The sequence below is a fragment of the Roseococcus sp. SYP-B2431 genome, assembly GCF_004336745.1.
Taxonomy (GTDB): Bacteria; Pseudomonadota; Alphaproteobacteria; order Acetobacterales; family Acetobacteraceae; genus Roseococcus.
In genome coordinates this window covers 98579-111925 of sequence record NZ_SJXD01000027.1, presented here as the reverse complement: position 1 = coordinate 111925, position 13347 = coordinate 98579, and the positions used below count along the sequence as shown (strand labels likewise).

Here is a 13347-nt window from a genome sequence, read left to right as displayed (position 1 = left end):
GGATCGCGCTTTGTTTCCATATATTTCCCAGCTAACGTGACTGCAGTCTGGAGACCGAAATGGCCGATACGCTAGCTGCCGAAGCGCCCGAAACCCTGGTCGACCGCGCGCTGCGTCGTGTCACCGGCCTGTGGCGCGACATGGCGGAGCGGGTGGTCAGCCGGGGCGAGCCGGAGGACGTGGCGGCCCAGATGCAGGCCTGCCTCACCGGTCGCGGCGGCGAGGTTTCGGCCCGGGCCCGCGCGGCGAAGCTGGCCGCCGCCTATCGCGGCTTCACCGAGGCCGAGCGGGTGCATTTCCTGCGCACGCTCGCCGGCTTCGATGCCGACCCCAAGGCGGTCGAGAGTGCCATCAAGGCCTGGAACGACGCGCCGGAGGGCGCCGGCAAGGCCGCCGCCAAGGTGAAGCTGCGCCGCGCGCTGGAGAGCCCGCGAATCCGCCTGCTGTCGCAGTTCACCGGCATCCCCGACGGGATGAAGCTGCTGGTCGATCTGCGCGAGGACCTGCTGCGCGTCGCCGACACCGACCCGCTGCTCCAGGCGCTGGAGGCCGACCTCAAGACGCTGCTGATGTCCTGGTTCGACGTGGGCTTCCTCGAGCTGCGCCGCATCGACTGGAACAGCCCGGCCGCCCTGCTGGAGAAGCTCATCCGCTACGAGGCGGTGCATCGCATCGAATCCTGGGAGGATCTCAAGAACCGCCTGGATTCCGACCGCCGCTGCTACGCCTTCTTTCACCCGCGCATGCCGGCCGAGCCGCTGATCTTCGTCGAGATCGCGCTGGTGAAGGGGCTCGCCGATTCGGTGCAGATCCTGCTCGACCCGCGCACCGAGGTGATGGATCCGAGCGGCGCCGACACGGCCGTCTTCTACTCCATCAACAACTGCCAGCGCGGGTTGGACGGCATCGCCTTCGGCAACTTCCTCATCAAGCGCGTGGTGGAGGTGCTGGGGCTGGAGTTCCGTGGCCTCAAGCACTTCGCGACGCTCTCGCCCATCCCCGGCTTCTGCCGCTGGCTGACCGCGCGCGAGGAGGCCGGCGACACGACGCTGCTCACGAATGACGAGGCCACGGCCATCCGCGCCGCCGCCGGCGTGCCGGCCGAGGCCTCGCCGCTCGCCGCCCTGCAGCTGCTGGTCTCGCGCAAGGAATGGCCGCCGGAGCTGCGCAAGGTGATGGAGCCCGTGCTGATCCGGCTCTGCGCGCGCTACCTTGCGGTGGAATCGGGCCGCAACAAGAAGCGCGCGGCCGATCCGGTGGCGCATTTCCACCTCTCCAACGGCGCGCGGATCGAACGGATCAACTGGCGCGCGGACACCTCGCCCAAGGGCATGCGCGAGAGCGCGGGGATGATGGTGAACTACCTCTACGACCTCGAATTCATCGAGGACAACCACGAGGCCTATGCAGGCGAGGGCAAGCGCTCGATGGCGACCAGCGTGCGCAAGCTCGCCAGGAGCTGAACCTTAGGCGCCCGTCATGTCGCGGGCGTGCTCCCAGACCTCGGGATTGACGACGTTCACCGGCCGCTCGCCGCGCATCACGCGCAGCACCTCCTCGGCCGCCGCGAGGTTGGTGCGCTCCACGGAGGCCGGCGTCATGCCGGCCCAGTGCGGCGTCAGCAGCAGGTTGGGGGCGTCGAAGAGGGGGCTGTCCCGCGGTGGCGGCTCCTCGTTCATGACGTCGAGCGCGGCTCCGCCGATGCGTCCTTCGTGCAGCAGCCGCAGCAAGGCCGCCTCGTCCAGCACGCCGCCGCGGGCGACGTTGATCAGCCAGGCGTCGGGCTTCATCCGCCCCATCATCTCGGCCGAGGCGAGGCCGCGGGTCTCCTCGGTCAGGGGGCAGGCGAGCACGACGAAATCGGACTCGGAAAAGACGCGCCCGAGATCGGCGGCCTCGACGCCCTCCGGCAGCGCGCCGGCGCTGCGCCGCATCCCCAGCACCCGCATGCCGAAGCCGAGGCCGGCGATCCGCGCCAGGTGCCGGCCGATGGCGCCCAGCCCCACGATGCCGAGCGTGCGGTCCGAGAGCTCGACCGCCTGGTCCCAGGCCGCGATGGCCTTCTTCCAGCCCTCGGTCCGGAAGGTCCGGTCGGCCGTCTCCAGCCGGCGGCTCGCGACCATCATCTGGGCGATGACGTGCTCGGCGACGGAGACCGCATTCCCGCCCGGCACGTTGGTGACCGGAATGCCGAGCGCCGTCGCGCGGTCCACCGGGATGAAGTCGTAGCCTACCCCCGCGCGGGCCACGAGGCGCAGCTTCGGGCTGCGGTCCAGCAGGTCGCGCGGCAGGGGCAGGCGGACGATCAGCGCGTCGGCCTCGGCGCAGACGGCGTAGAAGCCTTCGGGGCCGCGCATCGGCGGCAGCGCCACCCGCAGGCCCGCGCCTTCCAGCAGGGCGACGGCCGCGGGCGCAATGGGGCTGGTGAGGGCGACGAGCGGCAAGGGCGCATTCCCGGGCGGCGGAGCTTGAGCCGGTAGTCCTGAAAGCACGGCCTTGCAAGCCGCGCGGGATCGGAATGGCCGCCCGCGCGGCGGTGCCGGAACCTGCCCTCGCGCGGCAGCGCCTTTGACGGCTAAGCTGGCGCCAAGTCGAGGAACGAACCATCATGAACCAGCAGACGCCCCTGATCCGTGCTCCCGAGGAGGCCCGCCGCCTGGCGCTGCTGAACGCGGTCGAGCGCAAGCTGCTCTGGCTCTCGGCCTGGATGATCCACAACGCCAACCACATCCGCCCCAACCGCGATGGGCTGAAGGTGGGCGGGCATCAGGCCTCCTGCGCCTCGGTCATCTCCATCATGACGGCGCTGTATTTCGACATCCTGAAGCCGGCCGACCGCGTGGCGGTGAAGCCTCATGCCGGGCCCGTCTTCCATGCGATGAACCTGCTGCTCGGCCGGCAGACGGCGGAGCGGATGGCCACGCTGCGGCAGTTCGGCGGCATCCAGCCCTATCCCTCGCGCATCAAGGACGGCGCGGAGGTGGATTTCTCCACCGGCTCGGTGGGCCTCGGCGTGGCGCTGGCGAGCTTCGGCAGCCTCGTGCAGGACTATGTGCGCCTGAAGAAGCTGACGCCGGACGGGATCCCGGCGGGCCGCCACGTCGCCATCGTGGGCGATGCCGAGCTGGACGAGGGCAATATCTACGAGGCCCTGCTGGAGGGCTGGAAGCACGACATCCGCAACGTCTGGTGGGTGGTGGACTACAACCGCCAGAGCCTGGATTCCGTGGTGCAGGACCGCCTCTTCGGCCGGATCGAGGGCCTGTTCCGCGACATGGGCTGGAACGTGGTCACCATCAAATACGGCCGCAAGCTGCAGGCGGCCTTCGCGCGGCCGGGCGGCGAGGCGCTGCGCCGCTTCATCGACGACTGCCCGAACAGCCTCTATTCCGCGCTCACCTTCCAGGGCGGCGCGGCCTGGCGCTCGGCGCTGCTGGCCGAGCTCGGGCGCGAGGACGGGGTGCGCGCCATCATCGACCAGCTGTCCGACGGCGAACTGGCGGATCTGATGAACAACCTCGGCGGCCATGACGTCGAGACGCTGATGGAGGCCTTCCGGGCGCAGGATGCCGCCGGCGACCAGCCGACCTGCTTCATCGCCTATACGATCAAGGGCATGGGGCTGCCCTTCGCGGGCCACAAGGACAACCACTCCGGCCTCATGACCAAGGAGCAGATGGAGACGTTCCGGGAGCTCATGGCGATCCGCCCGGGCCATGAATGGGAGGCCTTCGAGGGGCTCGGCCTTCCGGAGGCCGAACTGCGGGCCTTCATCGATTCGGTCCCCTTCGCGCGGAAGCTGACGCCGGAGGGGCGCAGCCTGGTCGCGCCGAAGATCCCCATTCCGGCGGCCTTTCCGGTTCCGACGGTGCCGGCCGGCCGGAAGCTCGCGACGCAGATGGCCTTCGGCGAGATCCTCTCCGGCATCGGGCGCGGGGAGGGCGAGTATGGGCCCATCGCGGAGCGCATCGTAACCACCAGCCCGGACGTGACGGTCAGCACCAACCTCGGCCCCTGGGTGAACCGGCGCGGCATCTTCGACCGGCACCTCAAGAACGACGTCTTCCGCGACGCCAAGCTGGCCTCGGCGCAGCGCTGGGGCATGTCGCCGCAGGGCCAGCATGTGGAGTTGGGCATCGCGGAGCAGAACCTGTTCCTGATGCTCGCGGGGCTGGGGCTGGCCGACAAGCTCTACGGCGCGCGGTTGCTGCCGATCGGCACGGTCTACGATCCCTTCGTGAATCGCGGCCTCGATGCGCTGATCTACGGCTGCTACATGGATGCGCGCTTCCTGCTGGTCTCCACGCCCTCGGGCCTGACCCTGGCGCCGGAGGGCGGGCAGCACCAGTCGGTGAACACGCCGCTGATCGGCATGGCGCAGGACCGGCTGGCCGCCTTCGAGCCCGCCTTCGCGGACGAGCTTGCGATCCTGATGCGCCACGCCTTCGCGCATATGCAGGAGCCGGACGGATCGAGCGTCTGGCTGCGGCTCTCGACGCGGGGGCTGGAGCAGCCGGAGCGCGAGCTGGATGCGGCGCAGGTCATCGCGGGCGGCTACTGGATGGTGCCGCCGGCCGAGGGCGGGCGGATCGCCATCGCCTATCAGGGGCCGGTGGCGCCCGAGGCCATCGCTGCCTTCGAGGCGTTGCGCGAGGAGGAGCCAGGGGCGGGCCTGCTGGCGATCACCTCGCCGGACCGGCTGCACCAGGGCTGGCTGGAGAGCCGCAAGCGCGCGCGGTCCGGGCCGGGCGCGGCGCCGTCCCACATCGAGACGCTGCTGGCCCCGCTGGCGCCGGGTGCGGGGATCGTGACGGTGCTGGACGGGCATCCGGCGGCGCTGGACTGGATGGGCGGCGTGCGCGGGCAGCGGATCTCGGCGCTGGGCGTAGACCGCTTCGGGCAGGCCGGCGACATCCCGTCGCTCTACGCCGAATATGGGTTGGACGAGGCGGCGATCCTGGATGCCTGCGCGCAGCTGCTGATCGGTTAGGGCAGAAGGAGGACGCCCTCGACCGTGGCGGCGTCGCGGAGGCGCTTGTCGAAGGACGCCAGGGGCAGGTCCTCTCGGATCGCCAATTCCAGATAGGCGGCGTCGTAAAGAGTGAGGTTGTGCCGCTGCGCCAGTTCGAAGCTGCGCGTTACAGCGATTTCGATACCGGTGGCTTCGGGGGTGACATCCAGCATGGCGGCAGCCGCGAGGATTTCCTCGAGGGCGTCTTCTAGAACGCGTTGGCGGCGGGCCGCCATCAGGAGGCCATTGGCGACTTCCAGAGGCCAGTGCGAAGGTGCCGCTGCCGGAACGTCCACAATGCGGGAGAAGTCCGCCACCGCGTCTTCCTCGAGGAGGAGCGCGATGGCGACGGAGGCATCCAGAACGAGTTGAGCCACCTTGTTACCGGCGGCCCTCGTTCTTCATTTCGATGATCTCGTCGATGGTGAGGGGCTTCATTCCGCGGTCCTTGAGGGACTGGCGAAGCTGCCTCAGCTTCTCGCCGAGCGGAATCCCGCCATCCCCGGCCACCTTCTTCACCGGGACGAGCCGCGCCACCGGCTGCCCCCGGCGCGTGATCGTGACCTCCTCGCCGCGCTCCACGCGGTCAAGAAGGGCGGAGAGATGGGTCTTGGCCTCGAAGGCCCCTACGCTACCGTCCATGGGCGGTAAACTAGTTGATCAACCAGTCGGCGGCAAGGGATAGGGCAGGAGCTCGACGTCCCGCCGCTGGTAAAGCGGATGCTTCGGGCTGCCATCCCCGTTCACTCCGAAGCAGAGCGCCTGCACCCCGGCCCCGGCCAGCATCCGCCCGATCGCCGCGCCCCTCGCCATCAAGGGCTTGGGCGGCTGCCCCCAGGCCGCCACGACCAGCGCCGCCGAGCGGGCATAGTGCAGGACGGTGGCGTCGGTTTCCTCCCCGACCGGGTCCTCCACCTCCAGCAGCCGCTTCTTGTCCGTGGCGCGGTAGCTGAAGGCGTTCAGCATCACGAGCCCGGGCAGTCCCCAGCGATACCGTGCCCGCCACATGCAGCCCGCCACCGTCGGATCGTCCACGTCGATATCGGCCGTCGAGGGATTCATCCCGATCACGACGCCGAAACCCGGGGTGCCCAGGGGCTTGCCGTCCCAGCGGCGCTCCAGCCACCAGCGCCAGCGCCGGTCGGGGGAGAAGGACGCCGCCGAGACGACGTCGGAAGCGAGCTTGAGGCGGACCTTTCCGCCGGGGTCGTGGGAGTCGGGCATCAGGGCAGTATTGGCGCGGCCGTCCCTTTCGGCTACACGCGCCGCTTCCTACCCGGCAGCAAGCACGCGGGCGTGGTGGAATTGGCAGACACGCTGGATTTAGGTTCCAGTGGCGCAAGCCGTGGGGGTTCAAGTCCCTCCGTCCGCACCACTTGGCAAAACCAGCGAATTTGGAAATGGATTCAAGGGCAATGCAGGTCACTGAAGTCGCGAACGAGGGTCTGAAGCGGGCTTATACCGTGGTCGTCCCCGCTTCGAGCATCGCGCTCCAGAAGGACAAGCGCCTGGCGGAGATCGCCAAGGACATCAAGCTGCCCGGCTTCCGCCCCGGCAAGGTTCCGCAGAAGCTGGTCCAGGCCCGCTACGGCACGGCCGTGATGGGCGAGGTCCTGGAGGCCTCGGTCCAGGAGGCCAGCGGCAAGATCGTCGCCGACAACAACCTCCGCCCCGCGCTGCAGCCCAAGATCGAGGTGACGAAGTTCCCGGAGGGCGAGGGCGATCTCGAATTCCGCATGGATGTCGAGGTCCTGCCCGAGATCCCGATGCCCGACTTCTCCGGCATCAGCCTGACCCGCCTCAAGGCCGCCCCCGGCGAGGAGGACATCACCAAGGCGCTGGAGAACATCACGCGCCGGCAGGCCTCCCTCGAGGAGACCGAGGCCCGCGCCGCGGCCAAGGGTGAGGTGCTGGTCTGCGACTTCGTCGGCCGCATCGGCGGCGAGGAGTTCCAGGGCGGCACGGCGAGCGACATGCCGATCGAGGTCGCCGGCCCCGGCTTCATCCCGGGCTTCACCGAGCAGCTGGAGGGCATGGCCCCGGGCGAGGAGCGCCTCGTGAAGGTGGCCTTCCCGGCCGAGTACGGCTCGGCGGAGCTCGCCGGCAAGGACGCCGAGTTCACGGTGACGGCCAAGGCATTGAAGATCTACGCCAAGCCCGCGCTGGACGACGAGTTCGCCAAGAAGCTCGGCCTCGAGAGCATGGAGAAGCTGCGCGAGGCGATCACGGATTCGCTGCAGCGCGAGTATGACAGCCTCGGCCGCATGGCGATCAAGCGGAAGCTGCTCGACGCCCTGGCCGAGCGCGCCAGCTTCACCGTGCCCGAGGGCATGGTGGACAACGAGTTCGCCCAGATCTGGCAGCGCGTGGAGGCCGATCTCAAGGCCGGCAAGCTCGACGGCGACGACGCCGGCAAGGACGAGGCGACGCTGAAGGCCGAGTACCGCGCCATCGCCGAGCGCCGGATCCGGCTGGGCCTGCTGCTCTCCGAGATCGGCCGGACCAACAACATCCAGGTTTCCCGCGAGGAGCTGGGGCAGGCCATGCGCGCCGAGGTCCAGCGCTACCCGGGCCAGGAGAAGCAGGTCTACGACTTCTTCCAGAAGAACCCGCAGGCGATCGAGAACCTTCGCAGCCCGATCTTCGAGGAGAAGGTCGTGGACTTCATGCTGGAACTGGCCAAGGTCGAGGACGAGACGGTTTCGGCCGAGAAGCTGGCGGAGGCCGCCCAGCAGGCGTGAGGACGGGTCTTTCGGACCCTCCTTTCGCAGCCCCTTCCCCTGGGCGCGTCTCTGCCCACATGCTGCATTCTGACACAGAGGTCCGGGCGCGATTCGCCGGGCCTTAATCAGGCCGTGCCCATCCTGGGGCGGACCTCAGATGATGGGATACCAAGACGTGCGGGACCGCGATCCAGTCGAAATCTACAATAACAGCCTCGTGCCCATGGTCGTGGAGCAATCCAGCCGGGGCGAGCGCGCCTATGACATCTATTCCCGCCTGCTCAAGGAGCGGATCATCTTCCTGACGGGCCAGGTCTATGACCAGGTCTCGGCGCTCATCTGCGCCCAGCTCTTGTTTCTGGAGAGCGAGAACCCCAATAAGGATATCTCCTTCTACATCAACAGCCCCGGCGGAGTGGTGAGCGCCGGCCTCGCGATCTACGACACGATGCAGTACATCCGCAGCCCGGTGAGCACCGTCTGCGTCGGCATGGCCGCCTCCATGGGCTCACTGCTGCTGACCGCCGGCGCCAAGGGCAAGCGCTTCGCGCTGCCGAATGCCCGCGTCATGGTCCACCAGCCGTCCGGCGGCGCCCAGGGCCAGGCGACGGACATCGAGATCCAGGCCAAGGAGATCCTGGAGCTGCGCAAGCGGCTCAACCAGATCTACGTGACCCATACGGGCCAGGACGTGGCGGCGATCGAGGCCAAGCTGGAGCGCGACAGCTACATGTCCGCCGAGGAGGCCCGGGACTGGGGGCTGATCGACCAGGTGGTGGACAAGCGCCCGGCCTCGCCCGACGCCCCGAAGGTCTGAGGGCCTCGGCCGGAATTGACGAGTCTTTAGTGTTTTCCGGGGCATGGTCAACCCGCAAGGAGGCCATGCTTCCCCAGGACCCCCGTGGGGTCTATGGTTTGCAACGCACCTGTAGGAATGGGCGACCGGCCCGCCTTCCAGGGCGCGAGGAGTTGGCATGAGCAAGTCTGGCGACAGCAAGAACACCCTATACTGCTCCTTCTGTGGGAAGTCGCAGCACGAGGTGCGCAAGCTCATCGCGGGTCCGACGGTGTTCATCTGCGACGAATGCGTCGAGCTGTGCATGGATATCATCCGCGAGGAGCACAAGACGCACCTCGTGAAGACCCGCGACGGCGTGCCGACGCCCAAGGAGATCTGCAAGGTCCTGGATGACTACGTCATCGGGCAGGACCATGCGAAGAAGGTGCTCTCGGTCGCGGTCCACAACCACTACAAGCGGCTGGCCGCGGGCGCCAAGAACAACGACGTCGAGATCGCGAAGAGCAACATCATGCTCATCGGGCCCACCGGCTCGGGCAAGACGCTGCTCGCGCAGACCCTGGCGCGCATCCTCGACGTGCCCTTCACCATGGCCGATGCGACCACGCTGACCGAGGCCGGCTATGTCGGCGAGGATGTGGAGAACATCATCCTCAAGCTGCTGCAATCGGCCGACTACAACGTGGAGCGGGCGCAGCGCGGCATCGTCTACATCGACGAGGTCGACAAGATCAGCCGCAAGTCGGACAACCCCTCCATCACGCGCGACGTGTCGGGCGAGGGCGTCCAGCAGGCGCTGCTGAAGATCATGGAGGGGACGGTCGCGAGCGTTCCGCCGCAGGGCGGCCGGAAGCATCCCCAGCAGGAATTCCTGCAGGTGGACACGACCAATATCCTGTTCATCTGCGGCGGTGCCTTCTCCGGCCTGGAGAAGATCATCGGCTCGCGCGGCAAGGGCTCCGGGATCGGCTTCGGCGCCGAGGTCCGCAGCCCCGAGGACCGGCGGATGGGCGCCGTGCTCCGCGAGGTGGAGCCTGAGGATCTGCTGAAGTTCGGCCTGATCCCCGAGTTCATCGGCCGCCTTCCGGTGGTCGCCACGCTCGAGGATCTGGACGAGAAGGCGCTGATCGAGATCCTGACCCGGCCGAAGAACGCGCTGCTGAAGCAGTATCAGCGCCTCTTCGAGATGGAGGGCGCCAAGCTCACCTTCACGGAGGATGCGCTGAAGTCGGTGGCCGGCCGCGCCATCCAGCGCAAGACCGGCGCGCGTGGCCTGCGCTCGATCATGGAGCAGATCCTGCTCTCGACCATGTTCGAGCTGCCTGGCCTCACCGATGTCGAGGAGGTGGTGGTGAACCGCGAGGTGGCCGAGGTCCGGGCCCAGCCGCTCTTCATCTATGGCGAGAAGCCGGCCGAGCAGAGCTCGGCATGAGGCGGGCGTGACGGGCCCGCTTGTTCCGGGCCCGTCGCGTGCCCAGATGTCTGACATGCCCCGTGGCCACGGATGGATGTGCCGAATCCGGGCATCCATCAGGCCGACTGTCCCAGTGAGGTCCTTATGACGGAAGTGATTCGCGGCGAGTTGTTACCCGTATTGCCGCTGCGGGATATCGTGGTCTTCCCGCACCTGATCGTGCCGCTCTTCGTCGGCCGTGAGAAGTCCGTGCGCGCCCTCGAGGCGGTGATGCGTGATGACAAGCAGATCCTGCTGGTCGCCCAGAAGAACGCCGAGCAGAACGACCCCGGCGCCGACGAGCTCTACGAGACCGGCACCGTCTCCACGGTGCTGCAGCTGCTGAAGCTGCCCGACGGCACCGTGAAGGTGCTGGTGGAGGGCGGCCGTCGCGCGAAGATCGTGAAGTTCAAGGAGACCGACAGCTACTTCGAGGCCTATGCCGAGACGGTCGAGGAAGGCCCCTCGGAGAAGCGCGAGGTCGAGGCGCTGATGCGCAGCGTCGTCTCGCAGTTCGAGGGCTACATCAAGCTCAACAAGAAGATCTCGCCCGAGGTGCTCGTCTCGATCAACCAGATCGACGACGCGAGCAAGCTCGCCGACACCATCGCCAGCCACCTCTCCATTAAGATCCCGGAGAAGCAGGAGCTGCTGGAGATCGCCTCCGTCGGTGGACGTCTGGAGCGCATCTTCGCCCATATGGAAGGCGAGATGAGCGTGCTCCAGGTGGAGAAGCGCATCCGCAGCCGCGTGAAGCGGCAGATGGAGAAGACCCAGCGCGAGTACTACCTCAACGAGCAGATGAAGGCGATCCAGAAGGAGCTGGGCGAGGGCGAGGACGGCAAGGACGAGACCGCCGAGCTCGAGGCCAAGATCAAGGCGACCAAGCTCTCCAAGGAAGCGCGCGAGAAGGCGCTGGGCGAGCTGAAGAAGCTCCGCACCATGTCGCCCATGTCCGCCGAGGCCACGGTGGTGCGCAACTACCTGGACTGGATCCTGTCCATCCCCTGGAAGAAGCGCAGCAAGGTCCGCAACGACATCGTCGCGGCCCAGGACGTGCTCGACCTGGACCATTACGGCCTGGAGAAGGTGAAGGAGCGGATCACCGAGTATCTGGCCGTGCAGTCGCGCAGCCAGAAGATCCGCGGGCCGATCCTGTGCCTCGTCGGGCCGCCCGGCGTCGGCAAGACCTCGCTCGGCAAGTCGATCGCCAAGGCCACCGGCCGCAACTTCGTGCGCATGTCGCTGGGCGGCGTGCGCGACGAGGCGGAGGTGCGCGGCCACCGGCGGACCTATATCGGCTCGATGCCCGGCAAGGTGATCCAGGGCATGAAGAAGGCGAAGACCTCCAATCCGCTCTTCCTGCTGGACGAGATCGACAAGCTCGGCGCCGACTGGCGCGGGGATCCGTCGAGCGCGCTGCTGGAGGTGCTGGATCCCGAGCAGAACGCGACCTTCGCGGACCACTACCTGGAGGTGGATTACGACCTCTCGGACGTGATGTTCGTGACGACCGCGAACTCCCTGCGCATGCCCCAGCCGCTGCTGGACCGCATGGAGATCATCCGCATCCCCGGCTACACCGAGGACGAGAAGGTGCAGATCGCCAGGCGGCACCTGATCCAGAAGGTCTCCGAGGCCAATGGGCTGAAGTCCGGCGAGTGGTCGCTCTCCGATGACGGGCTGCTGGCGCTGGTGCGCTACTACACGCGCGAGGCCGGCGTCCGGAACCTCGAGCGCGAGCTCGGCGGGCTGGCGCGCAAGGCGGTGAAGGAAATCGTCTCGAAGAAGGCGAAGAAGGTCGCCATCACCGTCAAGAACCTCGAGAAGTACGCGGGCATCAAGAAGTTCCGCTACGGCGAGACCGAGAGCGAGGACATGGTCGGCGTCGTGACCGGCCTGGCCTGGACCGAGGTGGGCGGCGAGATTCTGACCATCGAGAGCGTGGTGGTGCCCGGCAAGGGCAACATCAAGCCCACGGGCCAGCTGGGCGACGTCATGAAGGAGAGCGTGAGCGCGGCGCTGTCCTATGTGCGGTCGCGTTCGGTGAGCTTCGGCATCAAGCCGACGCTCTTCGAGAAGCGGGACATCCACGTGCACGTGCCGGAAGGCGCGACGCCCAAGGATGGACCCTCCGCGGGCATCGCCATGGCCGTGTCCATCGTCAGCGTGCTGACCGGAATCCCGGTGCGGCGCGACGTGGCGATGACGGGCGAGATCACGCTGCGCGGCCGTGCGCTGCCGATCGGCGGACTTAAGGAGAAGCTGCTCGCAGCCCTCCGGGCGGGGATCACCACGGTCTTCATCCCGAAGGACAACGAGAAGGACCTCGCCGACATCCCGGAGAGCGTGAAGAAGGCGCTGAAGATCATCCCGGTCAGCCATGCCGACCAGGTGATCAGCCAGGCGCTGGTGCGTCCGCCGGAGCCGATCACCTGGGTGGAGCCGGAGGAGACTCCGGTGCCGCCTGCCGAATCGGAAACGGCGGTCCGCCCGCACTAACTTCGGAGCGATTCACGGCCGCGGTCGCTCGGACCTCGGCGGATCGAGCCTGTGATTCGGAGGGGGCGTCGCGGTCGCGGCGCCCCCTTTCCTTATCAGGAGTTTGTGCAGGTCATCCCCAGAAACCCGCGGCTTTCCGCCACGAATCGGGCCATGCGCCGATTGACGCCCCGGAAAACCGGCCCTTAGTGTCCGCCTAGCGATCACGGCGGTGGAATCGGTCCACGCGCCATTGGGTCAGTTCGGAAGGGGGGCATCCCATGAACAAGCAGGATCTCGTTGCGGTCGTCGCGGAGTCGGGCGAGCTGTCGAAGGCCAAGGCTGGCGACGTGCTGAACTCGGTCTTCGAGGCGATCACCAAGGCGCTGAAGAAGAAGCAGGAGGTTCGCCTCGTGGGCTTCGGCACGTTCAGCACCAGCAAGCGCAAGGCCGGCAAGGGCCGGAACCCGCGCACGGGCGAGGAGATCAAGATTCCCGCCTCCACGACCGTCCGCTTCAAGGCCGGCAAGGGCCTCAAGGACAGCGTGAACTGATCCCACAGGATCGCTGCGCGATGGGTTGACTGCGGGGTCGCGGCCCAGGCCGTCGGGGGCGGCCGCAGAGCCTGGAGCGCCGCACCGGCCGGGCCGCGACGCGTCAGCCCGGCTGGCGACCAGGGCCACCGCATGACACCGGAGCGGCGGCAAGGCGCGTGGCGCAGGGGCGCATCGAAACACTTTCGCGCCGTTCGGCGCGATGGGCGCTTAGCTCAGAGGTAGAGCGCCTGCTTTACACGCAGGATGTCGGCGGTTCGACCCCGTCAGCGCCCACCAGATTTCCTCCCGCTCGGTCGGTTGACAGGTGGGGGAGGGGGCCGTAA

General features: G+C 67.8%; 11 protein-coding genes and 2 tRNA genes. 9 read left to right on the top strand and 4 right to left on the bottom strand.

Annotation, left to right across the window (positions count from 1 at the left end; all coding sequences use genetic code 11):
- The first annotated feature begins 59 nt into the window (after positions 1–59).
- Positions 60–1463 carry a malonyl-CoA decarboxylase gene (locus EJV46_RS17005; protein ID WP_131549895.1) on the top strand — a complete coding sequence of 468 codons (1404 nt, stop codon included), beginning with the start codon at positions 60–62 and terminating at the stop codon, positions 1461–1463.
- Positions 1464–1466: 3 nt separating this feature from the next.
- Here the strand turns inward: EJV46_RS17005 and EJV46_RS17000 are convergent, their stop codons facing one another.
- Positions 1467–2444, bottom strand: coding sequence for a hydroxyacid dehydrogenase (locus EJV46_RS17000; RefSeq protein ID WP_131549894.1), 978 nt, complete (start codon positions 2442–2444; stop codon positions 1467–1469).
- Between the two features lie 164 nt (positions 2445–2608).
- Here EJV46_RS17000 and EJV46_RS16995 point away from each other — a divergent pair, with 164 nt between their 5' ends.
- Complete coding sequence (locus EJV46_RS16995) at positions 2609–4990, top strand: 1-deoxy-D-xylulose-5-phosphate synthase N-terminal domain-containing protein (protein ID WP_131549893.1); 2382 nt, start codon at positions 2609–2611, stop codon at positions 4988–4990.
- Here EJV46_RS16995 and EJV46_RS16990 read toward each other — a convergent pair.
- From EJV46_RS16990 to EJV46_RS16980, 3 genes are read right to left on the bottom strand one after another with little or no spacing between them, the layout of a single operon-like run.
- A complete protein-coding gene (locus EJV46_RS16990; RefSeq protein ID WP_131549892.1) occupies positions 4987–5388 on the bottom strand; it encodes a type II toxin-antitoxin system VapC family toxin in 402 nt (133 codons plus the stop codon). The genes EJV46_RS16995 and EJV46_RS16990 overlap by 4 nt on opposite strands.
- Positions 5389–5392: 4 nt before the next feature.
- Positions 5393–5653, bottom strand: a complete 261-nt coding sequence (locus EJV46_RS16985; protein ID WP_131549891.1) for a type II toxin-antitoxin system Phd/YefM family antitoxin — start codon at positions 5651–5653, stop codon at positions 5393–5395.
- A gap of 18 nt (positions 5654–5671) precedes the next feature.
- Positions 5672–6235, bottom strand: coding sequence for a DUF1643 domain-containing protein (locus tag EJV46_RS16980; protein WP_131549890.1), 564 nt, complete (start codon positions 6233–6235; stop codon positions 5672–5674).
- A 66-nt stretch (positions 6236–6301) separates the two neighbouring features.
- Between EJV46_RS16980 and EJV46_RS16975 the strand changes: the two genes are divergently transcribed.
- The 7 genes from EJV46_RS16975 to EJV46_RS16945 all read left to right on the top strand — a co-directional run bounded on the left by EJV46_RS16975 (position 6302) and on the right by EJV46_RS16945 (position 13300).
- Positions 6302–6386: transfer RNA gene (locus EJV46_RS16975), tRNA-Leu, on the top strand.
- 40 nt (positions 6387–6426) lie between these two features.
- A complete protein-coding gene (gene tig, locus EJV46_RS16970; RefSeq protein WP_131549889.1) occupies positions 6427–7752 on the top strand; it encodes a trigger factor in 1326 nt (441 codons plus the stop codon).
- 157 nt (positions 7753–7909) lie between these two features.
- The gene (clpP, locus tag EJV46_RS16965) at positions 7910–8551 is read left to right on the top strand and encodes an ATP-dependent Clp endopeptidase proteolytic subunit ClpP (protein ID WP_255466071.1); all 642 of its coding nucleotides are present in this window, start codon (positions 7910–7912) and stop codon (positions 8549–8551) included.
- 157 nt (positions 8552–8708) lie between these two features.
- Complete coding sequence (gene clpX / locus EJV46_RS16960) at positions 8709–9965, top strand: ATP-dependent Clp protease ATP-binding subunit ClpX (protein ID WP_131549888.1); 1257 nt, start codon at positions 8709–8711, stop codon at positions 9963–9965.
- A gap of 126 nt (positions 9966–10091) precedes the next feature.
- Positions 10092–12488: an endopeptidase La gene (lon, locus tag EJV46_RS16955; RefSeq protein WP_240782611.1), complete on the top strand. Its 2397-nt coding sequence runs from the start codon at positions 10092–10094 to the stop codon at positions 12486–12488.
- A gap of 260 nt (positions 12489–12748) precedes the next feature.
- Positions 12749–13021 (top strand): HU family DNA-binding protein, encoded by a 273-nt coding sequence (locus EJV46_RS16950; RefSeq protein WP_131549886.1) that lies wholly within the window; start codon positions 12749–12751, stop codon positions 13019–13021.
- A 204-nt stretch (positions 13022–13225) separates the two neighbouring features.
- A tRNA-Val gene (locus tag EJV46_RS16945) sits at positions 13226–13300 on the top strand.
- Positions 13301–13347 lie beyond the last annotated feature (47 nt).